The sequence below is a fragment of the Jeotgalibaca sp. A122 genome, from assembly GCF_052266715.1.
Lineage (GTDB): Bacteria > Bacillota > Bacilli > Lactobacillales > Aerococcaceae > Jeotgalibaca.
The window spans coordinates 32,428-56,938 of the sequence record NZ_JBQPRB010000007.1 but is presented as its reverse complement, the minus strand read 5'-3'; the positions used below and the strand labels follow the sequence as shown (position 1 = coordinate 56,938).

The following is a 24,511-nucleotide window of genomic DNA, read 5'->3' as shown; positions in this document are numbered from 1 at the left end:
CTCAATTTCTATCTTTGTTTCTTTTTACCTGTTTTCTTTTTGCCGGTATTTTTCCCATCTTTGGGACCACTGCCTCTTACTTTTTTCTTAAAATCTTTCGGTTTATCGGCAGTTTTCTTGTTGCGTCTGCCGGATTTTTTCTTTTGTTCTTTGTTCATCTCATTGTCATAGACATTTAATTCGGCATCTTCAACTAAAGCAAAATCAATCTCACGCGTCGCAACGTCCGCTTTTGTCACTTCGATTTTAACACGTTGACCAATGCGGTAGACAATCCCTGTGCGTTCTCCTAATAATACCATATGACTTTCGATGAAGTTGAAATAATCTTGGTCCATTTTCGAAATGTGAACCAATCCTTCAACCGTATTCGGAAGTTCAACAAAGATACCAAACTTGGTTACGGAACTAATGACACCCTCGAATTGCATCCCAACTTTGTCCACCATGAATTCCGTTTTCTTCAATGCATCCGTTTCACGCTCGGCATCGACGGAACGTCTTTCATTAACGGAACTCTTCACAGCGATATCCTCAAGTTTCCCTTCCCATTTTTCTTTCTTAGCGGAAATATTACCTTGAGAATATTCACGGATCAAGCGGTGCACGATTAAATCGGGATAGCGACGAATTGGTGAAGTAAAGTGCGTATAGTCTCGTGTTGCCAAACCATAATGTCCAACCGGGGTCATATCATACTTAGCCTGCTTCATCGAACGCAACAAGAATGTCGATACCACCGCATCATATGGCTCACCATCTGTTTGTCTTAAGACGTTTTGAAGTTGTTTTGGCTTAATGTTTTCATTTGAACCAGTCATTACAATACCAAAGGTCGTTACAAACTCCATAAAGCGGAGCATCTTGGCAGGATCAGGCTGCTCATGAATCCGATAAATAAATGGCAGTTTTTTCTTGTCATAATTCGCAGCAATGGTCTCGTTAGCTGAGAGCATGAATGATTCGATTAATCGCTCACCGACGCCACGTACTACCACATGAATTTCGAGCGGATGGCCTTCCTCATCGACAATGATTTTTGACTCGCTCGTATCAAAGTCAATCGAGCCGCGTTGGCGACGTTTACGCTCTAAAATATGATGCAAATCGCGCATTCCTTCCAACATGGTTACAAATTCTTCGTATTCACGACGCAATTCGGGATTGCCATTTTCCAGAATCTCATTTACTGCTGTATAAGTGAAACGTTGGTTAGAATTAATAATACTTGGGAAGATATCGTAATTAACAACTTTCCCGGTGTCATCGATTTCCATTACACATGACATCGCCAAGCGGTCTTCGTTTGGTAATAAGGAGCATACGCCATTTGATAATTTTGTCGGTAACATCGGTACAACACGATCGGTTAAATAAACACTCGTCCCCCGCTCATAAGCTTCTCTATCAATAGCTGAATTTTCAGTCACATAATAAGAGACATCAGCGATATGGACGCCTAGTTGATAATGGCCGTTTTCCAGGATTTTGAATGAAATGGCATCATCCAAATCCTTTGCATCGGCACCGTCAATGGTAATGATTTTTTCCTCACGCAAATCAACCCGGTTGTCAATTTCTTCCTGTGGGATTTCAAACGGGATATCTTCAGCCTGATCCAGAGCATCCTGCGGAAATTCAGTTGGAATTCCTAATTTGTACAGAATGGAGAGAATATCAACCCCCGGGGCATTTTTATGACCAATTTCTTTGGTAATGAACCCTGTCATCCCTACCGGATTTTCTGCGGTTGGATACTCTTTTACTTCGACTAGAACAATACTGCCCTCTACCGCTTGCAAGCCTTCTGGAAGCGCGTATACGACCATATGGTTAATTTTATTGTCTTGCGGAACTACGTACCCTAAAAATCCAGTTTCTTCCCGTCTATCTGAGTCATATGGGAAAAACTCACCAACAATCCGATTGGTACTACGTGTGATAATTGCAATGACGCGTCCTTCAGGTCCTTTACTGTTCCAAGGTTCTGGTTTCCCCGTAATTTTAACCTCAACAGTATCACCTTCCATTGCACTTCCGGTAAACTCTTTGGAGACATAAATATCATCTTCATTTGGATCATAGTCCACAAATCCAAAACCTCTGTCATTCGCGCGAAACTTACCAATGATGGTCCCAGATTCTCTTTTCAGACGGAATTTTCCTTCTTTATTAAGAACGATTTGTTCTTCACGCTCTGCTAAAGCAATTGCTTTAATCAATTGTCTAAATTGAGAAGCATCCTCATAATTTAATGCTTCACTCAATTGGCGAACGGAATAACTTGTCGGTTCATTTTCTTTCAAAAGTCCTACTATTTCAGATCGAATCGTTTCAATATTACTCATGCTCATCCTTCTTTCCAGTTTAATTTTTCCAGGAATGCTTCTACGGATGCTTCAAACGGCTCTCTGTTGGCTCCAACGGTTATAACATGTGTCATTTCAGGAAAATCATTATAATCAACTTCAGTATAAGGGTTCAGGGCATCTCGTAAAACGGCTCCATTTTTAGAATCGATAAGCTCATCTTTTCCTGAAGAAGCGATATAGTAAGGAACCCTGATCTTTTCCAGTTCAGCGATAACCTCATTTGAAAATTCCGTTATAGCATCGAGTTGATCGTTCATTTTTTGTTTTACACGAGGCATGTTGGATTCAATTTCCTCTTTAGACATGCCTAGTCTTTTATTAAAGTTGCGATAATAATTAACAAAAGCGGCTGGAACTTTGCTATCACCAATATGCATGATAGGCGAGTTAAAAGATCCTCCTCCAACATAGCTATCTGTTTCCAGCGCTCTTGTCGCCATAATACCGCCCATAGAAAGTCCAAATACGGCAATTTCACCATAACCTTTTTCTTTCAGGAATGCCGTTGCTTCTTTAACATCTAGAAGCCATTTTTCTGGGTTGCCTAGATCAAGGATATCCTCAAAACGTTCAGTTGCGTGTCCCGTAAAATTCGGCGCATACACGGTATAGCCTGCTCGCTGCAGGTTTCTTCCCAACATCCGCACATCGTTGGCACTTCCAGTATAGGCATGTAACAGGAGTACCGCTTTCGGACCTGCTTCAAAGAAAAAAGATTGTGGTAATTTAATATTTGTCATTTGCGTCACCTCGTCATTTGTAGCTACTTCTATTGTACTTTAAGTCCTCAAAAAAACCAAAAAAAGGAGCTGAGACTAGAGTCCCAGCTTCATTTTCAATACTGCTTTTCTAATGATTAGTTTGAAGAAAGATAAGCCAGAGCCAATGCCAGAACAATAAAAGCTGTTCCCAATGCGGCAGCGATTCTTCTAAGGCCTGCTTCAAAACCTCTTGCTTTTTGTTTACCGAATAGCGCTTCTGCTCCACCGCTCAAGGCACTTGCTGCATTCGTTTTAGATGGCAACATCAAAACGGTAATAATCAACAAGACTGATACGATGATTAGTGCGATTAATAAGACGTCGTACAATGGTGGACCTCCTTTAAATACTACCGTTTACTATAGCACAAATAGCAAATTTATTCCACATTGGACTTCACGTATTTTTCTGATTCAAATTGATGAACAAAAAGACCGCTGAGAAGTTTTGGTTCGAACCATGTCGATTTTGGAGGCATCACTTCCCCGCTATCAGCGACCGTCAATAGTTGCTCAATTGTTGTTGGATAAAGAGAGAAAGCTACCTTATCTTCCCCGGTGCGGGCCATTAATTCGGTAATGGGATGAATCCCGCCTACAAAATCAATGCGTTTATCGGTCCGGGGGTTTTCAATACCAAAAACAGGTGCCAATACATAATTTTGCAGTAAAGCCGCATCCAAAGATGCCACCGGATCGGCAGGGACTTTGTCGGATTTGATGGTTAATTTATACCATTCGTCATCAACATACATACCGAAAGTTCCTCTTTTTTCCGGCGTGTAGACTTCTTCTTTTAATTTCTCAACTACAAACGATTCAGCGATTATTTTTTTGTCTGTATCTGACAACTTTCCTTCAACGATTCGATTATAGGGTAAAATCGTCAATTCATTTTCCGGGAAAATTACCCCCAGAAAATAATTGAATTCAGCATCATCTGGAGCATCAGGGTACTCTTCCCTTCGCATTTGTGCAACCTTTGCCGCTGATTCCATACGGTGGTGCCCGTCCGCAATATACAACGCATCAATATCATTGCTAAAGGCTTTCGTAATTGCTTCAATCATTTCTGGATCTGTAATTCTCCAGACACAATGATTTGTGTCATTGTAACTATCGAAAGTATAGATGGGTAGTTGTTCATCCCTGACTTGTTTTGAAACATCGGCAAACACTTCATGGTTTCGCATCGTAAGAAAAATTGGACTGGTATTTGCATCTGAAGCGTCGTTATGTTTGATGCGGTCCAGCTCTTTGTCCGGTCTCGTAAATTCATGTCGTTTTATTTTGCCAGTCAAGTAATCGTCCACTGCAATGGTAGCTACTATTCCGTATTGGATACGGTCCCCTTGCATCAGGCGATAAATATAATAAGCAGGTTTTTCTTCCTTGATTAACCAACCCTGGTTTAAAAAATGAGCCAAATTTTCTTTGGCCACTTGATATATTTCATCTGAATCTTTAGGTACTTCTTGATTAAATTGGACGTCGGTACGGTCAATGTTTAAATATGATTTTGGATTGTTCTCAGTTAATTTCCGTACTTCTTCGTCTGTTACAACGTCATAAGGTAAACTTGCAACTTTTTCCACATCAAATGAATTAGGTCGAATCGCTTGGAATGGCCTAATGCTTACCATATTAAATATCCCTCCTATAAATGATTCTCGTTCTTAAAACACCATCAATGTTATCCATTTCCGTAACAATTTCTTTTAATAATTTTTCATCCATCCCGGGAGTATCGATGATTGTGTAGGCAAAATCACCACGACTGCGGTTCATAATATTGTCAATATTCACAAAATGCTTAGCCAGAATGGCTGATATTTGGCCAACCATGTTCGGGACATTGCGGTTAACCAGCGTAATCCGTACGGGAGATTGTTGGGGGATATCAATGGTTGGAAAATTAACCGACCGCAAAATATTACCTGTTTCCAGGAAATATTTAAGGGTTTTAACGGCCATGATGGCACAGTTTACCTCAGCTTCTTCCGTTGAGGCGCCCAAATGCGGGAATATTAATGCTTTTGGATGGCGTACAAACGCTTCATCGGCAAAATCGGCCACGTATTTATTTAAAGAACCGTCATTCAAAGCCTCTAATATATCATCCCTCACAATAATGCCATCGCGTGCGAAGTTCAATAACGTCGCACCTGGCTTCATTTGATTCAGGAAATCAGAATTAACCAGCCCTTTGGTATGGTCGTTAACGGGAACATGGACAGTTATATAATCGGCATCACGTAAGACTTCTTGCAGAGTATTCGCTTTTTTAACACGACTCGTGATATTCCAGGCGGTTTCTACAGAAACATAGGGGTCATAACCGATAACATCCATCCCTAAATTATAGGCATCATTGGCAACCAAGGATCCAATCGCTCCTAACCCAATTACGGCCAGTCGCTTACCAGCCAGTTCTGTTCCCGCAAACTGGTTTTTGTTGGCTTCTACGATTTCGGGAAGATTATCTCCTTCCATATGTTCAACCCAACGTAACCCTTGATAAATGGGGCGTGCAGACATGACCAAGGCCGCTAATACTAATTCTTTAACTGCGTTTGCATTCGCACCGGGTGTGTTAAAAACCACAATACCGTGCTCCGAACATCTTTCTAGAGGTATGTTATTGACCCCGGCTCCTGCTCTGGCAATTGCCACCAAGGAATCATTGAACGTGATATCGTGTAAATCTTTACTTCTTAAAACAATGGCATCTGGATCCTGACTTTCATTTAAGACATATTCAGTTTTATCCAAGAGTTCTAAGCCTTCTGGTGCAATACGGTTATATGTTTGAATGTCCTTCATTTTTCAAGTTCCTCTCTTTGTTCGAACTCTTTCATGAATGTTACCAAAGCCTCAACCCCTTCAATTGGAAAAGCATTGTATAGACTGGCCCGCATCCCTCCTACTGAACGATGGCCTTTAAGATTGACAAAGCCAGCAGCAGTGGCTTCAGTTATAAACTTCTTGTCAACTTCTTTGTCACCTGTAATAAAGGGAATATTTGTCAAAGAACGATAATCAAGGTGAACAGGTGACTTGAATAAATTAGATTCCTCGATTGTTTTATATAGTAATCCCGCTTTTCTTTCGTTCAACGCGACCATGCTATCAATACCACCAAAATCACGTAGCCATTCAAACACTAACTTGGATACATATATAGCGAATGTTGGTGGTGTGTTATACATAGAGTCGTTTTTAATATGTGTTTTGTAATCAAGCATTGTTGGGATAGTAGCGGTGTGCTCTTTGATTAAGTCTTCACGAACGATTACAAGTGTTAAACCCGCTGGACCGATATTTTTCTGTGCACCTGCATAAATTAAACCAAAATCACGCACATCATAATTTGCAGAGAGTATATTGGAGGACATGTCCGCAACTAAAGGAATATCTCCGTATTTTGGTATATTTTGATAGGCCGTTCCTTCAATGGTATTATTTGTCGTGATATGGATGTAATCAAACTCAGAAGAATCTTCTATTTTCACATCTGGTATTTGCGTATAGTGATTGTCTTTGGCATCTGCGATAATCACTGCTCGTTCTGGGAATAACTTGTGTGCTTCTTCATATGCTTTCTGTCCCCAGGATCCCGAAATAATATAACCCGCTTTTTTATCTTCAAGCAAGTTAATCGGAACTGCCGCAAACTGCAAACTTGCACCACCTTGGAGGAATAAAACGTGGTAATTATCCGGAATGTCCATGAGTTCTCTCAAAGTAGTCTCGGCATCAGAAATAATCTGTTGGAATAACGATGATCGATGACTCAACTCCATCACGGACATCTCACTACCTTTATAGGATAGCAGTTCCTCTTGTACTTCTCTCATTACTGCTTTAGGTAACACTGCAGGGCCTGCAGAAAAATTCCAACATGTCATACGGGACACTCCAATCATATTCTCATATTTATTTAATATTAAAGTAATTATAACAAAGTTAATGATATTTGAAAGGTTTATTTAGAAGCTCTGTTTACTTGGTGCAGTTTGTTTTTGCGTACCTATTCCCTATCTGTCTGCACAATTATCTTGGGTTGTGCAGGCTATTCGAAAAGTACGCACAACTCTGGTTTAATCGGTTCTTGGTTATCTGGTGTTGGTGAAGGAAATGCCCTTCGGCCTGCGTGTTTGCTTGTGTACTGCCGTGGGACCGCCCGGAGCCTGTAGTCTCCGGGCTTGCAAGCCTCAAAGGGACCGTAGACGCTGAAGCATCAACGGTCCCTACTTTCGCATTGCATCCTTGACACGGCCACAAGCAACCCCACCGTCCTTCGGGATTTTCGAGAAGAATACTAATACTACCAACACCATAAATAATAGAACCTACAGAAAAAACCCTATCCAGCTGGATAGGGTTTTTGATTTGAAATTATTTGTTTTCTAGGTTGTAGAATGCTTCTAGACCTTCGTAAACAGCTAATTCTCCCAATTGATCTTCAATACGTAGCAATTGGTTGTATTTAGCGATACGGTCTGTACGGCTCAATGAACCTGTTTTGATTTGTCCAGCGTTAGTTGCAACAGCGATATCAGCGATTGTTGCGTCTTCTGTTTCACCAGAACGGTGAGAGATAACAGCTGTGTATCCAGCTTTCTTAGCCATTTCGATAGCTTCAAAAGTTTCAGTCAAAGTACCGATTTGGTTAACTTTGATTAGGATTGAGTTACCAATGTGGTTTTTGATACCTTTGCTTAGGATTTCAGTGTTTGTAACGAACAAGTCGTCACCAACTAATTGAACTTTTTCGCCAAGACGTTCTGTCAATAGTTTCCAGCCGTCCCAGTCGTTTTCGTCCATACCATCTTCAATTGAGATGATTGGGTATTTAGATACCAATTCTTCCAAGAAAGCAACTTGTTCTTCAGCGTTGCGTTTTGCTCCGCCTTCGCCTTCGAATTTAGCGTAGTTATAGATACCGTCTTCGTAGAATTCAGAAGCTGCACAGTCAAAACCTAAGAAAACATCTTTACCTGGCTCTAGACCAACTGCTTTAATTGCTTCAAGAATTGTTTCTACTCCGTCTTCAGTTCCTTCAAAACGTGGTGCGAAACCACCTTCGTCCCCAACTGATGTTTCCAATCCACGAGATTTAAGGATTGAAGCAAGTTTGTGGAAGATTTCAGCTCCCCAACGTAGTGCTTCCTTGAATGTAGGTGCGCCTACAGGAAGAATCATGAATTCTTGGAAAGCGATTGGTGCGTCAGAGTGAGAACCACCATTGATGATGTTCATCATTGGAGTTGGCAACACTTTAGCGTTGAATCCACCTAGGTATTGGTACAATGGCACATCTAGGTATTCTGCTGCTGCGTGTGCAACTGCGATAGAAACAGCTAGAATTGCGTTTGCTCCCAATTTGCTCTTGTTAGGAGTACCATCTAATTCAATCATAACTCTGTCGATAGCTAGTTGGTCTCTTACGTCAAAACCGATGATAGCGTCAGCGATTAGCTCAACGTTCTCAACTGCTTTTTGAACACCTTTTCCTAGGTAACGGTCTTTGTCACCGTCACGTAGTTCTACTGCTTCGTGTTCACCTGTAGAAGCTCCTGATGGAACCATACCGCGACCAAATGCGCCGCTTTCTGTGTAAACTTCAACCTCAACAGTTGGGTTACCACGTGAATCAAGTACTTCTCTAGCCAAAATATCTGTAATGAATGGCATTCTATTCTCTCCTTTTTGAAAACAATGATTTGTTTTACAATTTTAATTTTAGACAACTTTCGTGTTCTTTGCAACTTAATCTCGTAAATGATTAATCTTTTACGATTAAAGTCTCGCCTGTCATTTCTTCAGGTTGAGCGACACCCATCAAATCAAGCATTGTTGGAGCCACATCAGCCAGTTTTCCGTCTGTGCGCAATGTTACACCAGGTTTTGTAACAATTACAGGAACAGGAACCGTCGTATGAGCAGTATGTGGTGTTCCCTCAGGTGTAATCATCGTATCTGCATTACCGTGGTCAGCAAAGATAATTGCGTATCCACCGTGGGCAATAATATTATCGACTACTTTTCCTAAGTTTTCATCAACTGCTTCGATCGCTTTGATGGTTGGCTCCAGCATACCAGAGTGCCCAACCATGTCCGGGTTCGCGAAGTTCAACATGATTGCATCATACTTGTCTTCGTCGATTGCAGCACTCAAAGCATCTCCAACTTCATAAGCGCTCATTTCAGGTTTTAAATCGTAGGTTGCCACTTTCGGAGAAGGAATCAAGATACGATCTTCCCCTTCAAATGGATCATGTTTTCCACCGTTCATAAAGAAAGTAACGTGTGGATATTTTTCTGTTTCCGCAACATGTAATTGTGTTTTACCGTTGTTACTCAACACTTCAGCCAATACGTTTTTCAATCCGATTGGTGGGAATGCAACATCAGCAAGAACGGTATCTTGATATAGTGTCATTGTCACAAATTTAATATTTTGTGGACGAACACCACGATCAAATTCTGTCCATGTTTCATTACTGAAGGCATTTGAGAGTTGAATTGCACGGTCTGGTCGGAAATTAAAGAAGATAGCAGCATCGTTATCTTTTACAGTTCCTACCGGCACGCCATCTTTTACGATAACGCTTGGTAAAACAAACTCATCGGTAATATTGTTTGCGTAGCTATGTTCAACAACAGCCTGTGCAGATGGGAATTGAGGGCCTTCACCATGCATCACAGCATTGTAAGCCAAATTCACACGTTCCCAACGTTTATCACGATCCATCGCATAGTAACGACCGGAGACAGTTGCAATTTCGCCTAAGCCGACTTCAGCCATCTTATTTTCAATTGTTTTAATGTATCCTGGTGCAGCGTGTGGATCTACATCGCGACCATCCAAAAATGCGTGTAAACAAAGTTTCTTTACGCCTTTATGTTTAGCACTTTCAATCAAGGCCAAGATGTGACCCAATTGACTGTGTACACCACCGTCAGATACTAAACCGAACAAATGGAGTGTAGAGTCATTATCGATTGCATGTTGATAAGCACCTTTCAGTGCATCATTGGTCAGGAATTCACCATCTTGGATTGCTTTGTCAATACGTGTCAAACTTTGGTAAACAACGCGACCAGCCCCAATATTCGTATGCCCTACTTCTGAGTTACCCATTTGACCTTCAGGAAGTCCTACGGCTAAACCAGATGCAGCCATTGTTGCATGCGGGTAGGTATTCCAATAACGATCAAAGTTAGGTTTTTTTGCTTGTGCCACAGCATTACCAATGATTTCGTCACGACAACCGAAACCATCAAGAATGATGATTGCTACAGGTTTCTTATTCATTATTTTACTGCCTCCAATAATTTCAAGAAGGACTCTGCTTCAAGACTTGCGCCTCCAACTAAAGCACCGTCAATATTAGCTTTTGCCATATATTCAGCGATGTTTTCTGGCTTAACACTACCACCATATTGGATACGAACCGCATCCGCTACAGCACCATTGTACAATTCACGAACTGTTTCACGAACAACGCCACAAGTTTCATCTGCATCTTCAGCCGACGAAGATTTACCTGTTCCGATTGCCCAAATTGGTTCATAAGCAATAACAAGTTCTGAAACTTGTCCTTCTGTTAAATCTTTCAATGCATTTGTTATTTGGCCTTTAATCCATTCAGCAGTTTCTCCCGCTTCACGTTGTTCTAAAGTTTCGCCACAACATAGGATAGGAACCATTCCATTACGGAAAATCGCAAGTGCTTTTTTGTTGATGTCTTCGTCAGTTTCGTGGAAATATTGTCTTCTTTCAGAGTGACCAATGATAACATAGTCCACACCCAGGTCACCCAGAGCTTGTGGGCTAATTTCACCAGTAAAAGCGCCTGAATCTTCAGAGTAACAGTTTTGCGCTGCTACTTTTAAATCAGTTCCTTCACGATCAGCCACCATTTTTTCTAAATATAAAGCCGGAGATCCAATAACAGCATCTACAGCATCGTTACTTGGAATTGCGTTTTTAACTGCTTCAACGAAAGCTTGCGCTTCAGCAGCAGTTTTGTTCATTTTCCAGTTACCTGCAATGATAGGTTTACGCATGATTTTCCTCCTCTAGCTAAATCCAACGATTATTTATCTGAAATCGAAGCAACACCCGGTAATTCTTTACCTTCCAAATACTCAAGTGATGCGCCACCACCAGTAGAAATATGCGTGAAGTCGTCTGCATAACCTAATTGCATTGCTGCTGCAGCAGAATCGCCACCACCGATGATTGTTGTAGCATCTTCTAATTTAGCGATTGCTTCACAGACACCAATTGTACCTTTGGCAAAGTTTTCGAATTCAAAAACTCCCATAGGGCCATTCCAAACGACTGTTTTAGCACCCTCTAGTTCTTTTTCAAATAGCTTGATTGTTTCTGGTCCGATATCCAACGCTTGTTTGTCAGCTGGGATTTCGTCCATTGAAACATAACCAACTAAAGCATCATTGCTGAAACCAGATGCAATAGCAGCATCGATTGGCAAGATAAGTTTATCGCCTGCGCGAGCCATCAATTCCTTAGCCAAGTCCAGTTTGTCAGCTTCTAGTAAAGAGCCACCGATTTCTTTTCCTTGTGCTTTAGCAAATGTATAAGCCATGCCGCCACCGATAATGACTTTATCAGCTTTTTCCAACAAGTTTTCGATAACACCGATTTTGTCAGAAACTTTGGCACCACCCAAGATTGCAACGAATGGGCGTTGTGGTTCGTCAACAGCACCACCGATGAACTTGATTTCTTTATCCATCAAGAAACCAGCTGCTGAATCTAAATGAGAAGCAATTCCGATATTTGAAGCATGGGCACGGTGAGCAGTACCGAAAGCGTCGTTCACAAACAGGTCACCTAGGCTAGCCCAGTATTTACCAAGTTCTGGATCGTTTTTGCTTTCTTTTTTACCGTCAACATCTTCAAAACGCGTATTTTCGAACAATAGAACTTCGCCATCATTTAATGCATTGATTGCTGATTCCAATTCTTCTCCACGTGTTTCGGCAACAAATTTCACTTCTTTATTCAATAGAGAAGCTAAACGTGTAGCAACAGGACGCAAGCTCAATTTAGCTTTGTCTTCTTCTGTTTTAACTTTTCCCAAGTGAGAGAAAAGAATAACTTTTGCATTGTTTTTAATTAAGTGCTCGATAGTTGGCAAAGCTTGTACAATACGATTATCGTTTGTAATTTCCCCGTCTTTCATCGGCACGTTGAAGTCTGCACGAACCAGAACTTTTTTACCAGCAACATCTAAGTCTGTAACAACTTTCTTTGTCATAAAATAAAAACCTCCGCTTCTTAATCATGTAAAAAGGCAGGAAGCGCGACGCTTCCCGCCTATTTTACGAGTTAATTTAAATTATTTTGAAGCCATGTATGCTAGAGTGCTTACCATGTTTGCAACGAAACCGTACTCGTTATCATACCAAGCAACAGTTTTAACCAATTGGCCGCCGTTAGCTTCCATGATTTTTGTTTGAGTAGCATCGAAGATTGAACCAGCTGGAACGCCGATTACATCTGAAGATACGATTTCATCTTCTTCGTACAAGAATGCATTTGAAGAAGCTTCTTTCATTGCTGCATTTACTTCTTCTACAGTAACGTCTTTTTCAAGTACTGAGTAAAGTTCTACCATTGAACCAGTGATAGTTGGAACACGTACTGCAGTTCCATCGATTTTACCGTTCAATGCTGGAATTACTTTACCTACTGCTTTAGCAGCACCAGTTGATGCTGGAATAGCGTTAGCTGCACCGGCACGGTTTTTACGTCCGCCTGGAGCATCTTGCATAGCTTGTGTAGCTGTGTAAGCATGGATTGTTGACATCAAAGCACGTTGAATACCGAATTTTTCGTTCAATGTGTTTGCCAATGGTGCCAAGCAGTTTGTAGTACATGAAGCTGCAGATACGATTACATCTGAAGATTCGATTGTTTCGTGGTTAACTCCGTAAACGATTGTTTTCAAGTCGCCAGAAGCAGGTGCTGAAATCAATACGCGTTTTGCACCAGCATTGATGTGCGCTTGTGATTTTTCGTCTGATACATAGAAACCAGTACATTCTAGAACGATGTCAATTCCTAACTCGCCCCATGGTAGGTTGTTAGCATCTTTTTCAGCGAAAGATTTGATAGCTTTACCAGCTACTACTAAATCATCGCCTTCTACTGCTACTGAGTGAGGGAAACGTCCTTGAGCTGTATCATATTTCAACAAGTAAGCTAAATCATCGTTATCTGTTAAGTCGTTGATTGCTACTACTTCCATGTTTGTGTCAGATTCCATAATACGGCGTAGGGCTAAACGTCCAATACGGCCAAAACCATTAATCGCTACTTTTACTGTCATTATAAAAAATCCTCCTTCAGGATAATTAATATATTTTAAAGGGAAATCCCTTTTAAAATCTGGTTAGCTGCACCTTCATCTGTTACAAGCCATGTATGTTCTGGTGCAATGTGTGAATAAGCTTCAATTGCGTTTGCTTTCGAACTTCCCCCTGCTATGGCTATCGCATAGGGAATCTTTGCAACGTCTTCTATCTGTAGACCGAAGCGCGACAAGCGATGTACAATTTGACCTTTTTCGTCAAAATAACATCCAAATGCTTCTCCGACAGCTTTTTTCTCAATCAGATCCGCCTTAAACCCTGTCGCCATCTTGCGACGATCCATCATAACTTTAGCATTTCCGATGCTATATAACAAGCAATTCGCGCGCTTCATCAGATTCATCGTCTGTAGAATCGAGGGCTCATTTTTTAACATATTCAACGCTTCTTCGCTCAAATCATCAGGTACAAACAATGCTGTGTTTGTGCCTCCCGTAGCTTGGGCCATTGAATCACTGACGGAGTTTGCCTGGATTGCCATTAGGTCACCCAAACCGCCTCGTGCCGGTACAAAAGTAAAATGCCTTTGTTCAGATAGTTTCGTAGTCATATGTCGCGCCATTGCAAGCATGGTACTACCACCCGCAACAGCAACTATGAACTCACCTTCCGGTAACAATTCATCAAAAACTTCGACTGCCTGTTTTCCTAAATCATCAAGAGCATCACTCGATTCATCTGTATCACCTGGTATAATGCGACAAAATTGGAGGTTCAACTTCTTAGCAAGTGCCTCTTCTTTTCTGTCCATTGTCAGCATGCGATCAAGAACGTCTTCAAGCTCATGGAATACTTTCTTTCCCTTTAAGGTGAGTGACATTCCGGACTTAGAACTAATGAGCAAACCTTGGTTCTTCAAAAAGTCCGTTTCGGTGCGTAATGACCTTTCGGAAATGCTGGTGATTTCGGACAACGAGCGTCTACCGATTGGCGCATGTAAGTGAATAACTTCCAGGATACGATAGCGATGAGTTAAATGTGCTAATAAATCCGGAATCACTTTTTGTAAGACAGAAATAGCATCTTTCATATCATCCCCCACTTTCCTAGTAGGTCAAAAAACGACCAACCATGCAGAAAAGTCTAGGCCATCATACTACCCAAAAGCAGTACAGGAGCTCTAAAAGCTTAATAGCGGTGCATCTCTTTCCCTTACAACGTTTATTCTATCAATTCCGAACTTTTTTTTCAACTATTTTGTATCATTTTCTTAAAAAACCCAAGAATTTTTTGGGTCGTTTTTTGTCCCGCAAAACAAAAAAGCAAAAGCCCCCTTGTTGTTTCCGCTTACATTTTACCACAACAAGAACAAAAAAAGACAACCAACTTTAAATTGTCGGTTGTCTTTCGTCTTAAATGCTTATTTCAGGTTTTTTGAACTTTCCATTACTTGATCAATCAAACCGTATTCTTTCGCTTGTTCAGCTGTCATGTAGTTATCACGATCAGTATCACGTTCGATTACTTCGATCGGTTGACCTGTTCTTTCAACCAAGATTTTATTTAGGCGTTCACGCGTTGCCAAGATATGTCTGGCCGCGATTTCGATTTCAGTTGCCTGACCTTGTGCTCCACCCAGTGGTTGGTGAATCATGATTTCAGCATTAGGCAAAGCGAATCGTTTACCTTTGGTTCCAGCCGTCAATAAGAAACTTCCCATTGATGCAGCCATACCCATTGCGATTGTTTGAACGTCTGCTTTTACAAAATTCATGGTATCGTAAATAGCCAGACCAGCAGATACGGATCCACCCGGAGAGTTAATATAAATATAAATATCTTTTTCAGGGTCTTGCGCATCCAAAAATAGCAATTGTGCAATAACCGAGTTTGCCAAGTTATCGTCAATGCCACCAGAAATCATGATGATACGATCTTTCAAAAGGCGTGAATAAATATCATAGGCGCGTTCACCGCGAGAAGTTTGTTCAATTACTGTAGGTACTAGATTCATTTAATTATCCTCCTAATCAAGAAATGTTTTTCATTTACAGTGATAATTGTACACCATTGGTCAAAAATGGTCAATTCGTTTGGTTGACCTTTCACCTATTTTATCAAAGTTAATATGCTATGGATATAAAAAAGCCCCCACCTTGAACAGACAAGATGGGGGCACCGTTAAAGACGTCGCCTGAGGGAATCGAACCCCCATTGCAAGAACCGGAATCTTACGTGATATCCATTACACTAAGGCGACAGCAGTGTTATTATTATAACACTAAACGCGAACTGTTGGCAATAACTTTTTAAAATCAGAGCACCCTTGTCATAAAAAGCACCCTGATTCTTCGTTCGGATGAATCCAACTTACCTAATTGATTAACGAATATAGTCAAGTATATGTTGCCAAGTGTCATATTTGAAAACATCCATCATTTCACCGTCTCCTAAGACACTATATCCCACAGCTAGGCCCACAAAAAATAAAACGGCTGCCAAGACTATGAAAAATATAATCCAAAATAGAGCTCTAAATATAGGTTTAACGTCGAATTTCATTACGAACTTCCTTTACATTTAATTTGTTTGGAGAATTCTTCTCAGGAATCCAATCTTTTTGCGGCGGGACTTGCCAATGTTTTCTAGTAGCAGACCTGTTCCCAAAACAACTGAATCTAAAGCTTCTGTTGCAACGAACACAGGAACACCCAGCTCATCGCTGAATAATTCCTCGATACCTTCGATCAAAGAACCCCCACCAGTTAAAACAATCCCGGTATTAATAATATCTGCACCAAGCTCTGGAGGTGTTGTTTCCAGTACCTCTTTAGCTTGATTAACGATATTCATCAATGTTTCATGCATGGCTTCGTATATTTCAGCCGAATTAATCGAAATGGTACGTGGTAACCCAGTCACCATATCACGACCACGAATTTCCATTGCAATAATCTTCTCTGGGTAAAGCGCAGTACCTACTTCTTTCTTGATTTGTTCTGCCGTTCTTTCCCCAATAAGTAATTTGTGTGATCGTTTAACGAAGTTCATGATGTCTGCATCAAGTTTATCCCCTGCTTGTTTCAAAGAACTGCTTGTTACGATACCACCCAAAGAAAGAACAGCAACATCACTGGTTCCTCCACCGATATCAATAACCATATTACCATTTGGCTGGAAAATATCCAAACCAGCGCCGACAGCGGCAACTTTAGGCTCTTCTTCTAAATAAACGTTTTTACCGCCACTTTTTTCAGCAGCTTCAATAATTGCTTTTTGTTCTATTGCTGTAACGTTTGTCGGGCAGCAAATCAGAATATTTGGCTTAGTCATTAAGCCTTTCACGTTCAAACGGTCAATAAAGTGTGTCAGCATTGCCTCTGTAATGTCAAAGTCTGCAATAACGCCACCTTTTAGGGGACGAATAACTTTGATATTAGAAGGTGTCCGCCCTACCATTCGGTAAGCTTCAGACCCCACAGCAAGCACGCGGTTCGTCGCAGTATCCACAGCAACAACGGAAGGTTCGTTCAATACGATTCCTTTACCCTTCACATGAATCAATACGTTAGCAGTACCCAAATCGATACCTATATCTTTAGCCAAGTTTTTTCCCCCTGAAAATAAATCGTAAATATTTGTATTATGCAAACAAGGCATCAAGGTCTTGAGAAGAAAGTGATTTTTCAGCACTCTCATCGATTCTCTCAATATCAGCTCCAAGATTTCTGAGCTTTTTGTCAAATTCATAATAACCACGATCTAAATGTGTTAAATTTGTTACGCGTGTATAGCCTGTTGCTACTAAACCAGCAATGATAAGCGCTGCTGCTGCACGCAAATCTGTCGCGGCAACTTCTGCTCCCTGGAAGGAAGAATTACCGTACAGCAGTACAGTTTGACCTTCTACTTTGAAATTCGCATTCATCCGACGCATTTCTTCAAGATGCATAAAGCGATTTTCAAAAACAGTTTCCGTCATTGTGCTTGTTCCTTGGGATACTAGTTGTGCAATAGTCATTTGTGCTTGCATATCCGTTGGGAAGCCAGGATGTGGCATTGTCTTAACATCAGTGGCACGCAATTGTTTTGGTCCAATAATTCGTAGACCACTTGCTTCTTCCTCAATCGAAACGCCCATTTCCTTCAATTTCGAAATCAACGGTTTGTTGTGTTCAGCAATTGCATCCTCAATTAAAACATTTCCGTTAGTTACTGCAGCAGCAACCATGAATGTGCCTGTTTCGATACGGTCAGGAATAATAGAGTGTGTTACCCCTACAAGCTCCTCTACCCCTTCAATGCGGATTGTTTCAGTTCCAGCACCAAAAATTTTAGCACCCATGCTGTTTAATAAGCGTGCTAAATCAACAATTTCAGGTTCACGTGCAACGTTCTCCAAAATAGTAGTTCCTTCAGCATAAACAGCACCCATCATCAAATTCTGAGTTGCGCCTACACTAGGGAAATCAAGGTAAATTCTTGCTCCATGTAATTTTTCTGCCACTGCTTCTACATAACCATTTTCAATCTTAATTGATGCTCCCATTGCTTCAAAACCTTTTAAATGCAGGTCGATTGGCCGTGTCCCAATCGCACATCCACCCGGAAGTGCAACTTTTGCTCTACCTAGGCGACCCAATAATGGTCCCATAACAACTATAGATGCTCTCATTTTACTGACATATTCAAAAGGTGTTTCCCAGCTTACTTCATCTGTTGCATCCACAACAATTGTATTAGTGCTTTCGTCAAACTGTGTATCAATATTAATATTTTTCAAAACGTTATTAATTGTGTATACATCAGACAAAACTGGAACATTTTTTAATACTGTTTTACCTTTAGTAGCCAAGATTGTAGCAGCAACAATTGGAAGCACAGCATTTTTTGCACCTTCTGCTTTCACTGTCCCGACAAGTCGGTTCCCGCCTCTGACAATCATTTTTTCCATTCAAATATCCCTCCGAAATTCGTGTATCGCGTCTAGAGTTGCTCACAACTCTATTGTATTTATCGTTTGTTTAGTTTGCGTCATTTGCACTTGTCATGAAATACGTAGTCATAGGTTTAGTTAGTTATTAGAAAAGCCAAGTTTCGTGAAACAGTCACGAAATCAATAAAGAATGAACTCACTGTATATCCTAAAGCAATTGCAATAAAAAAATATAAGATTCTCGCTTCAGGTATATGGTTCTTTCTGATCCAAGTTTCAATCCTGATGGCTTTTATAGCCCAAAAAGACAAAAAAATAAATACCATATGAGAGATGATTTCCAGCATTCCGAATGAAAACATTGTATCCATCCTGCCCCTCCCCCCTATAGCCTTCAACTATACTAACATAAATTAAATCAAAAAAGAATAGTAGCTTACATTTTTAAATAAATTGAAATAAATAAATAATTTCATTACATTAATAGTGTAAAAAAACACCTTTATACTTCGTATTATAAGTGCAAATTCCGCTATTTCAAACTGATATGGTTTAAAAATATATTTTTTTTACAATTATTTTGATTTTCAAACTCAAAAAATTCTATAAAGCACGATTTCGATATGTTTTCTTTTATTATTAAAAGAGAGAAAAAGCCAGAACCGCTGCATCAAATACGCAGGATTCTGGCCTAATGATGAGATTATAGTCTTTTTTTAGATACGCCGATACGGTTAATTGCTTTGGCAAGAGAAACACGCGCGCGATTGAACTCAACGAGATTCTTTTGGTCACGCGCTTCAGCCATTAATTCCTCGGCAGCTTTTTTGGCCAACTCCGCTCTATCCAAATCGATATCGCGTGAGCGTTCAGCTGTATTGGCAATAATATTGACTTGATTCCCTTGTACTTCCATTATTCCGCCGTTTATTGCGACATAATTTTTATCGTCATCACTATCAGTGACACGCGTCACTCTTAGTTCACCAATTGCGAGTGGCACAATGATCGGTATATGGCCCGGTAAGATTGTAATACCACCATCTGTCGTTTGGGCATCGACCGCTTTGGCTCGATGATCAAAAACAGTACCCTCAGGTGTAATGACAGAAACATGCATCACAGCCATATTAAGACACCCCTTTATAACCTAGGCTCTCAGCTTTTTTCAAAACTTCTTCAATCGTTCCTACATTTCGAAATGCCTCTTCTGGTACATCATCGTGTTTTCCATCAATAATTTCCTTAAAGCCTTTTACAGTTTCTTTTACTGGCACGTATGATCCCGGAATACCTGTAAATGACTCCGCAACATGGAAGTTTTGAGAGAGGAAGAATTGAATGCGACGTGCGCGCCCAACTATTTCTCTTTCATTCTCGGATAGTTCATCCATACCTAAAATGGCGATGATGTCTTGAAGTTCACGATAACGTTGCAGAATATGTTGTACTTCCGTCGCCACCTCATAATGTTCTTCACCCACAATATCTGGTGAAAGCCCACTTGAAGAAGATGCCAATGGGTCAACCGCTGGATAAATACCTTGTTCCGTCAAACGACGTTCCAGGTTGGTTGTAGAATCAAGATGGGCAAATGTTGTCGCGGGAGCCGGATCCGTATAGTCATCTGCTGGAACGTAAATAGCTTGAATAGACGTAATCGAACCATTCTTGGTTGATGCAATCCGTTCTTGCAGTTCACCCATTTCTGTTGCCAATGTTGGTTGGTATCCTACAGCTGATGGCATCCGTCCCAAAAGTGCAGATATTTCTGACCCCGCTTGAGTAAAGCGGTAGATATTGTCGATAAATAAAAGCACATCTTGATTTTCTTTGTCACGGAAATGTTCAGCCATCGTCAAACCCGTCAAAGCTACCCGCATACGGGCACCTGGCGGCTCGTTCATTTGACCGAAAACCATTGCTGTTTTCTTACCAACACCGGATTCCTGCATTTCATTATAAAGGTCATTTCCTTCACGTGTCCGCTCACCAACACCGGTAAATACAGAAATACCACCGTGCTGTTCAACGATATTATGAATCAATTCCTGGATCAAGACCGTTTTCCCGACACCGGCACCGCCAAACAAGCCTACTTTCCCACCTTTTAAATAAGGTGCCAAAAGGTCGATTACCTTGATTCCTGTTTCAAGAATTTCATAGTTACTGCTCAATTCATCATACGTCGGTGCAGCTCTATGAATACCTTCGCGTGGATAGTCCTCAGGAAATGGTTCTTTCAAGTCAATGGGATCGCCCAACACATTGAAAACACGACCTAACGTTTCTGTCCCTACCGGAACCCTGATAGGTTTGCCAGTATCAATCACTTCCATCCCGCGTTGCAGTCCATCAGTGGATTGCATTGCAATGGTACGTACTTCTCCGTTTCCAATTTGCAAGGCTACCTCCAGGACGATTTTTTCGACTTCACCGTTTTGACGCACTCTTTGGATTTGGAGTGCATCGTGAATATTCGGTAGTCCTGCATCAGGGGGAAAGCCGACATCGACGACAGGCCCAATAACTTGAACGATTTGTCCTTTTCTCATGTAATTTTGCATCCCCTTTACTTCTCTTCTAACGCATTTGCACCGGATACGATTTCCGTAAGTTCTTGCGTAATTGCACCTTGGCGCATTCTGTTTTGTTCTAATGACAAGCGTTTGATTAAGTCTTTCGCATTGTCCGTCGCACTTTTCATGGCTGTCATCCGTGAAGCATGCTCTGATGCTTTCGCATCGATGATTGCTCCATATATTAAGCTTTCTGCGTACTGTGGAAGAAGAACTTCCAAAATGTCTTCCTTCGTTGGTTCAAATAAATATTCGACTTCATATTCTTCTGCTTCGCGAACATCCAAATCAGAAAGAGGCAACATTTTTTCAGCACGGAATTCAGAGCTTATGGCGTTAATATGATGGTTATAACAGACATACAACTCATCAAATTCTTCATTACGATAATATTCCACAACCAGAGAAACTATTCCACGTACATCTTCAAAAGATGGCTGGTCGCTCAAATCCGGAACAATACGCTCAACCGCTATTTGATGTTTCTGTAAATCACGTGCCAATGTTTCTCCAATGGAAATAATCGTGTATTCTCCGGAGGTTTTATGATCATCTTCAATCATTTGACGGGTTGATTTAAAGATAGATGAATTGTAACTACCCGCTAATCCTTTATCCGTCGAAATAATTAAGTAACCTGTTTTTTTCACTTCACGCTCAATCAGCAAATCATGAAAGTCTATGAGTTGTTCTTGACTTAGGTTTGAGCCATGTTCTTCCAACATAGATAATTGTTGGCCGGCAATATGGGTCACGATTTCCCGGATTTTATCCGCATAAAGCTGATATTTTTTTACTTTTTGTTCTGCTCTAGACAACTTTGACGCAGATACCATATGCATGGCATTGGTAATTTGACTTGTCTTTTGAGTAGAGATAATTCGTTTTTTTATATCAATCAATGACGATGCCATGTATTCACCCCTTAATGACTATGTGGGACAAAGCTATTCGCAAAAGATTCAATGGCTTTTGTCAATTCTCCCTCATCAGGCAGTTGTTTTGTTTCCCGTATGGTTTCCAACAGATGAGGTTCAGAGATTTCCAGACGACTCATAAGTTCGGATTCAAAACGCGCGATATCACGAACCGGAACCACATCTAAATATCCTTTTGTTAAGGCATAAAGAATAACTACTTGCTCTTCAACTGGAAGCGGAGCATGCAGATCTTGTTTGAGCACTTCAACAGTTCTGTGTCCACGGTTCAAGCGTTGTTGCGTTGAAGCATCCAGGTCGGAACCAAATTGTGTAAAGGCCTCGAGTTCACGGTATGACGCTAAATCAAGACGTAAAGTACCGGACACTTTCTTCATCGCTTTCGTTTGAGCGGATCCACCTACCCGTGAAACGGATAGACCGGCCGAAATGGCTGGACGAATACCACCAAAGAACAAATCGCTTTCCAGAAAAATTTGCCCATCTGTGATTGAAATAACGTTTGTTGGAATATACGCGGAAATATCGCCTGCTTGTGTTTCAACGATTGGTAAGGAGGTAATGGAGCCGCCTCCCAATTTATCATTCAATTTTGCGGACCGTTCCAGTAGACGAGAATGCAAATAAAAGATATCCCCTGGATAAGCTTCACGGCCAGGTGGTCTTCTCAGCAATAGAGACATTTCTCGATAAGCTGCGGCCTGTTTGGACAAATCATCATAAATAACTAAAACATGCTTACCATTATACATATATTCTTCAGCCATCGCTGTGGCTGTGTAAGGAGCTATATATAGCATGGGTGCAGGTTGAGAAGCACTAGCTGATACAATGATTGTGTAATCCAAAGCACGGTGCTTTTTAAGTGTTTCCGTTAAGTTACGAACAGAAGATTCTTTTTGTCCAATAGCAACGTAAATACAGATAACATTTTTTCCTCGTTGATTCAAAATTGTATCAACAGCAATTGTGGTTTTACCTGTTTTACGGTCACCGATGATTAATTCCCGTTGTCCTCTCCCAATTGGTACGAGAGAATCAATCGCTTTGATACCTGTTTGCAAGGGTTCTGCTACTGATTGACGGTCCATAACACCAGGTGCTTCTGCTTCTACAGGACGGGTCTTGGTTGTTAAAATAGGACCTTGTCCATCAATTGGACTTCCTAAAGCATCGACTACTCGGCCGATCAGGGATTCTCCAACTGGCACTTCCATGATACGACCTGTTCTTTTGACGATGTCTCCTTCGTGAATATCGGAGTAAGGTCCGAATATGACGATACCCACATCTTCTTTTTCCAGGTTTTGAGCCATACCAATGGTGCCATTTTGGAATTCCAACAGTTCACCACTCATGACATTAGTTAAACCTGTGGCACGGGCTATACCGTCACCTACATAAGTCAGCTTTCCAATTTCCTCAATTTTTGGAGTCGATTGAAAAGAGCTGATTCTTTGCTTGATCAAAGAATGTAATTCTTCTTTATTCACTGCCACATTCTTCACCTCTTCAATCTCATTGGCCTTCTAAAATATGTTGTTGCAATTGCGTTAAGTCATGACGAATTGTATTATCGAAGAAATGATTATCAGACTCCAAACGGACACCGCCCAGAAGGGTCTCATCTACGATTTCAACAACTTCAAAATCCTTAACATAATTGGTTTTCTTCACAAAAGCTGCTATAATCCGATTCTTTTGTTCCGGACGCAAAGCCACTGCGGAAGTCAACGTTATAGTAGTCGGTTGCTTTTCTTCAAGATAGTCATCGATGTATTGGTCGATGTTGATTTCCTCTTTTTTATCCATATTAATCTTCCAATCCTTGAATGAACTCATCAACTAATCGCTCTTGGTCAGAAGTATTTAATTCTCTTTTAATGACTTTTTCAGCGATACTGATGGATAATTCACTGATTTCAGAACGCATGTTATTCAAAGCACGTACGCGCTCAGCTTCGATTTCACGTTGCGCTTGTTGACGAATACGTTGTGCGTCTTCATTTGCTTCTTTGATAATAGATTTGTGTAGTACATTTCCCTCTATTTGGGCTTTATTTAATATTTCATTGGCATTTTTTCGTGCTTCACGTAACTGTTCTTCTGTTTCAGCTCGTTGTTGTAGTGAAATTTCACGATCTTTTGCTGCTTTATCTAAATCAGCATTGATTGCTTTTTCTCTTTCATCCAACATACTCATCAATGGTCCCCAGGCGATGCGTTTAACTAACCAAAATAGTAACAAGAACGAAACGAGGGTAACGATTGTATTTCCTAGCGCTGTGGATGTCGCGCCTAAAATGAATAGTGGTTTCATCTATATCCTCCTATTTATTTTTTTCATTCCCTCTTTTATTGGAATATAAGCAAGAATGCAATTACGACCGCCATAATAGGAACGGCCTCGATCAAGCCAACTCCGATAAACATCAAAGTTTGTAGACGGCTTTGTAGTTCTGGTTGTCTTGCGATAGCTTCAATTGTTGTAGAAATAACTTTACCGTTACCCAATGAAGCGCCAATTGCTGCTCCGGCAACTGCTATTGCTGCTGCTATAAAGTTCATTTTGT

24 protein-coding genes and 1 tRNA gene are annotated in these 24,511 nt (G+C 40.8%); all 25 read right to left on the bottom strand.

Annotated features, from left to right (window positions below):
* Nucleotides 1-8: 8 nt before the first annotated feature.
* The 25 genes from rnr to atpE all read right to left on the bottom strand — a co-directional run bounded on the left by rnr (nucleotide 9) and on the right by atpE (nucleotide 24,506).
* Entirely contained in the window at nucleotides 9-2,348 is a 2,340-nt protein-coding gene (rnr, locus tag ACTU7M_RS08735) for a ribonuclease R (protein ID WP_443474007.1), read from the bottom strand.
* A 2-nt stretch (nucleotides 2,349-2,350) separates the two neighbouring features.
* Nucleotides 2,351-3,112, bottom strand: coding sequence for an alpha/beta hydrolase (locus ACTU7M_RS08730; RefSeq protein ID WP_443474006.1), 762 nt, complete (start codon nucleotides 3,110-3,112; stop codon nucleotides 2,351-2,353).
* A 116-nt stretch (nucleotides 3,113-3,228) separates the two neighbouring features.
* The gene (gene secG, locus ACTU7M_RS08725) at nucleotides 3,229-3,462 is read right to left on the bottom strand and encodes a preprotein translocase subunit SecG (RefSeq protein WP_443474005.1); all 234 of its coding nucleotides are present in this window, start codon (nucleotides 3,460-3,462) and stop codon (nucleotides 3,229-3,231) included.
* Nucleotides 3,463-3,512: 50 nt separating this feature from the next.
* Complete coding sequence (locus ACTU7M_RS08720; RefSeq protein ID WP_443474004.1) at nucleotides 3,513-4,775, bottom strand: DUF1015 domain-containing protein; 1,263 nt, start codon at nucleotides 4,773-4,775, stop codon at nucleotides 3,513-3,515.
* A gap of 1 nt (nucleotide 4,776) precedes the next feature.
* The gene (locus tag ACTU7M_RS08715; RefSeq protein WP_443474003.1) at nucleotides 4,777-5,955 is read right to left on the bottom strand and encodes a phosphoglycerate dehydrogenase; all 1,179 of its coding nucleotides are present in this window, start codon (nucleotides 5,953-5,955) and stop codon (nucleotides 4,777-4,779) included.
* Nucleotides 5,952-7,040, bottom strand: a complete 1,089-nt coding sequence (gene serC, locus ACTU7M_RS08710) for a 3-phosphoserine/phosphohydroxythreonine transaminase (protein WP_443474002.1) — start codon at nucleotides 7,038-7,040, stop codon at nucleotides 5,952-5,954. The genes ACTU7M_RS08715 and serC overlap by 4 nt, the downstream gene beginning before the upstream one ends.
* A 490-nt stretch (nucleotides 7,041-7,530) precedes the next feature.
* A complete protein-coding gene (gene eno, locus ACTU7M_RS08705) occupies nucleotides 7,531-8,829 on the bottom strand; it encodes a phosphopyruvate hydratase (RefSeq protein ID WP_443474001.1) in 1,299 nt (432 codons plus the stop codon).
* Nucleotides 8,830-8,920: 91 nt separating this feature from the next.
* On the bottom strand, nucleotides 8,921-10,453 hold the full coding sequence (gene gpmI / locus ACTU7M_RS08700) for a 2,3-bisphosphoglycerate-independent phosphoglycerate mutase (RefSeq protein ID WP_443474000.1): 1,533 nt from the start codon (nucleotides 10,451-10,453) through the stop codon (nucleotides 8,921-8,923).
* On the bottom strand, nucleotides 10,453-11,208 hold the full coding sequence (gene tpiA / locus ACTU7M_RS08695; protein ID WP_443473999.1) for a triose-phosphate isomerase: 756 nt from the start codon (nucleotides 11,206-11,208) through the stop codon (nucleotides 10,453-10,455). The genes gpmI and tpiA overlap by 1 nt, the downstream gene beginning before the upstream one ends.
* Before the next feature lie 29 nt (nucleotides 11,209-11,237).
* Nucleotides 11,238-12,428 carry a phosphoglycerate kinase gene (locus tag ACTU7M_RS08690; protein ID WP_443473998.1) on the bottom strand — a complete coding sequence of 397 codons (1,191 nt, stop codon included), beginning with the start codon at nucleotides 12,426-12,428 and terminating at the stop codon, nucleotides 11,238-11,240.
* 81 nt (nucleotides 12,429-12,509) lie between these two features.
* On the bottom strand, nucleotides 12,510-13,502 hold the full coding sequence (gene gap / locus ACTU7M_RS08685; RefSeq protein WP_443473997.1) for a type I glyceraldehyde-3-phosphate dehydrogenase: 993 nt from the start codon (nucleotides 13,500-13,502) through the stop codon (nucleotides 12,510-12,512).
* 35 nt (nucleotides 13,503-13,537) lie between these two features.
* Nucleotides 13,538-14,575, bottom strand: a complete 1,038-nt coding sequence (locus ACTU7M_RS08680; protein WP_443473996.1) for a sugar-binding transcriptional regulator — start codon at nucleotides 14,573-14,575, stop codon at nucleotides 13,538-13,540.
* 330 nt (nucleotides 14,576-14,905) lie between these two features.
* A complete protein-coding gene (gene clpP, locus ACTU7M_RS08675) occupies nucleotides 14,906-15,499 on the bottom strand; it encodes an ATP-dependent Clp endopeptidase proteolytic subunit ClpP (RefSeq protein ID WP_443473995.1) in 594 nt (197 codons plus the stop codon).
* Between the two features lie 174 nt (nucleotides 15,500-15,673).
* Nucleotides 15,674-15,745, bottom strand: a tRNA-Arg gene (locus tag ACTU7M_RS08670).
* 122 nt (nucleotides 15,746-15,867) lie between these two features.
* Nucleotides 15,868-16,047, bottom strand: a complete 180-nt coding sequence (locus ACTU7M_RS08665) for a DNA-directed RNA polymerase subunit beta (RefSeq protein WP_443473994.1) — start codon at nucleotides 16,045-16,047, stop codon at nucleotides 15,868-15,870.
* A gap of 18 nt (nucleotides 16,048-16,065) precedes the next feature.
* Nucleotides 16,066-17,091: a rod shape-determining protein gene (locus ACTU7M_RS08660; protein ID WP_443473993.1), complete on the bottom strand. Its 1,026-nt coding sequence runs from the start codon at nucleotides 17,089-17,091 to the stop codon at nucleotides 16,066-16,068.
* A 37-nt stretch (nucleotides 17,092-17,128) separates the two neighbouring features.
* On the bottom strand, nucleotides 17,129-18,439 hold the full coding sequence (gene murA / locus ACTU7M_RS08655) for a UDP-N-acetylglucosamine 1-carboxyvinyltransferase (RefSeq protein WP_443473992.1): 1,311 nt from the start codon (nucleotides 18,437-18,439) through the stop codon (nucleotides 17,129-17,131).
* Nucleotides 18,440-18,555: 116 nt separating this feature from the next.
* Entirely contained in the window at nucleotides 18,556-18,792 is a 237-nt protein-coding gene (locus tag ACTU7M_RS08650) for a DUF1146 family protein (protein WP_443473991.1), read from the bottom strand.
* A gap of 332 nt (nucleotides 18,793-19,124) precedes the next feature.
* Entirely contained in the window at nucleotides 19,125-19,550 is a 426-nt protein-coding gene (locus tag ACTU7M_RS08645) for a F0F1 ATP synthase subunit epsilon (RefSeq protein ID WP_443473990.1), read from the bottom strand.
* 1 nt (nucleotide 19,551) lies between these two features.
* Nucleotides 19,552-20,976 (bottom strand): F0F1 ATP synthase subunit beta, encoded by a 1,425-nt coding sequence (gene atpD, locus ACTU7M_RS08640; RefSeq protein ID WP_443473989.1) that lies wholly within the window; start codon nucleotides 20,974-20,976, stop codon nucleotides 19,552-19,554.
* A gap of 17 nt (nucleotides 20,977-20,993) precedes the next feature.
* On the bottom strand, nucleotides 20,994-21,914 hold the full coding sequence (locus tag ACTU7M_RS08635; RefSeq protein WP_443473988.1) for a F0F1 ATP synthase subunit gamma: 921 nt from the start codon (nucleotides 21,912-21,914) through the stop codon (nucleotides 20,994-20,996).
* Between the two features lie 11 nt (nucleotides 21,915-21,925).
* The gene (gene atpA, locus ACTU7M_RS08630; RefSeq protein ID WP_443473987.1) at nucleotides 21,926-23,437 is read right to left on the bottom strand and encodes a F0F1 ATP synthase subunit alpha; all 1,512 of its coding nucleotides are present in this window, start codon (nucleotides 23,435-23,437) and stop codon (nucleotides 21,926-21,928) included.
* A gap of 19 nt (nucleotides 23,438-23,456) precedes the next feature.
* Nucleotides 23,457-23,750, bottom strand: a complete 294-nt coding sequence (locus tag ACTU7M_RS08625) for a F0F1 ATP synthase subunit delta (RefSeq protein ID WP_443473986.1) — start codon at nucleotides 23,748-23,750, stop codon at nucleotides 23,457-23,459.
* 1 nt (nucleotide 23,751) lies between these two features.
* Nucleotides 23,752-24,258 carry a F0F1 ATP synthase subunit B gene (atpF, locus tag ACTU7M_RS08620; protein ID WP_443473985.1) on the bottom strand — a complete coding sequence of 169 codons (507 nt, stop codon included), beginning with the start codon at nucleotides 24,256-24,258 and terminating at the stop codon, nucleotides 23,752-23,754.
* Between the two features lie 35 nt (nucleotides 24,259-24,293).
* Complete coding sequence (gene atpE / locus ACTU7M_RS08615; protein WP_076765617.1) at nucleotides 24,294-24,506, bottom strand: F0F1 ATP synthase subunit C; 213 nt, start codon at nucleotides 24,504-24,506, stop codon at nucleotides 24,294-24,296.
* Nucleotides 24,507-24,511 lie beyond the last annotated feature (5 nt).

Coding starts and splice junctions, on each gene's coding strand:
- atpE (WP_076765617.1), bottom strand. CDS start 24,506: ATGAACTTTATAGCAGCAGCAATAGCAGTTGCCGGAGCAGCAATTGGC.
- gpmI (WP_443474000.1), bottom strand. CDS start 10,453: ATGAATAAGAAACCTGTAGCAATCATCATTCTTGATGGTTTCGGTTGT.
- rnr (WP_443474007.1), bottom strand. CDS start 2,348: ATGAGTAATATTGAAACGATTCGATCTGAAATAGTAGGACTTTTGAAA.
- murA (WP_443473992.1), bottom strand. CDS start 18,439: ATGGAAAAAATGATTGTCAGAGGCGGGAACCGACTTGTCGGGACAGTG.
- ACTU7M_RS08645 (WP_443473990.1), bottom strand. CDS start 19,550: ATGGCTGTGATGCATGTTTCTGTCATTACACCTGAGGGTACTGTTTTT.
- serC (WP_443474002.1), bottom strand. CDS start 7,040: ATGACATGTTGGAATTTTTCTGCAGGCCCTGCAGTGTTACCTAAAGCA.
- clpP (WP_443473995.1), bottom strand. CDS start 15,499: ATGAATCTAGTACCTACAGTAATTGAACAAACTTCTCGCGGTGAACGC.
- ACTU7M_RS08690 (WP_443473998.1), bottom strand. CDS start 12,428: ATGACAAAGAAAGTTGTTACAGACTTAGATGTTGCTGGTAAAAAAGTT.
- tpiA (WP_443473999.1), bottom strand. CDS start 11,208: ATGCGTAAACCTATCATTGCAGGTAACTGGAAAATGAACAAAACTGCT.
- ACTU7M_RS08635 (WP_443473988.1), bottom strand. CDS start 21,914: ATGGCATCGTCATTGATTGATATAAAAAAACGAATTATCTCTACTCAA.
- atpF (WP_443473985.1), bottom strand. CDS start 24,258: ATGAAACCACTATTCATTTTAGGCGCGACATCCACAGCGCTAGGAAAT.
- ACTU7M_RS08625 (WP_443473986.1), bottom strand. CDS start 23,750: ATGGATAAAAAAGAGGAAATCAACATCGACCAATACATCGATGACTAT.
- ACTU7M_RS08730 (WP_443474006.1), bottom strand. CDS start 3,112: ATGACAAATATTAAATTACCACAATCTTTTTTCTTTGAAGCAGGTCCG.
- ACTU7M_RS08680 (WP_443473996.1), bottom strand. CDS start 14,575: ATGAAAGATGCTATTTCTGTCTTACAAAAAGTGATTCCGGATTTATTA.
- ACTU7M_RS08720 (WP_443474004.1), bottom strand. CDS start 4,775: ATGGTAAGCATTAGGCCATTCCAAGCGATTCGACCTAATTCATTTGAT.
- atpD (WP_443473989.1), bottom strand. CDS start 20,976: ATGAGAAAAGGACAAATCGTTCAAGTTATTGGGCCTGTCGTCGATGTC.
- gap (WP_443473997.1), bottom strand. CDS start 13,502: ATGACAGTAAAAGTAGCGATTAATGGTTTTGGCCGTATTGGACGTTTA.
- ACTU7M_RS08715 (WP_443474003.1), bottom strand. CDS start 5,955: ATGAAGGACATTCAAACATATAACCGTATTGCACCAGAAGGCTTAGAA.
- ACTU7M_RS08665 (WP_443473994.1), bottom strand. CDS start 16,047: ATGAAATTCGACGTTAAACCTATATTTAGAGCTCTATTTTGGATTATA.
- ACTU7M_RS08650 (WP_443473991.1), bottom strand. CDS start 18,792: ATGGATACAATGTTTTCATTCGGAATGCTGGAAATCATCTCTCATATG.
- eno (WP_443474001.1), bottom strand. CDS start 8,829: ATGCCATTCATTACAGATATTTTGGCTAGAGAAGTACTTGATTCACGT.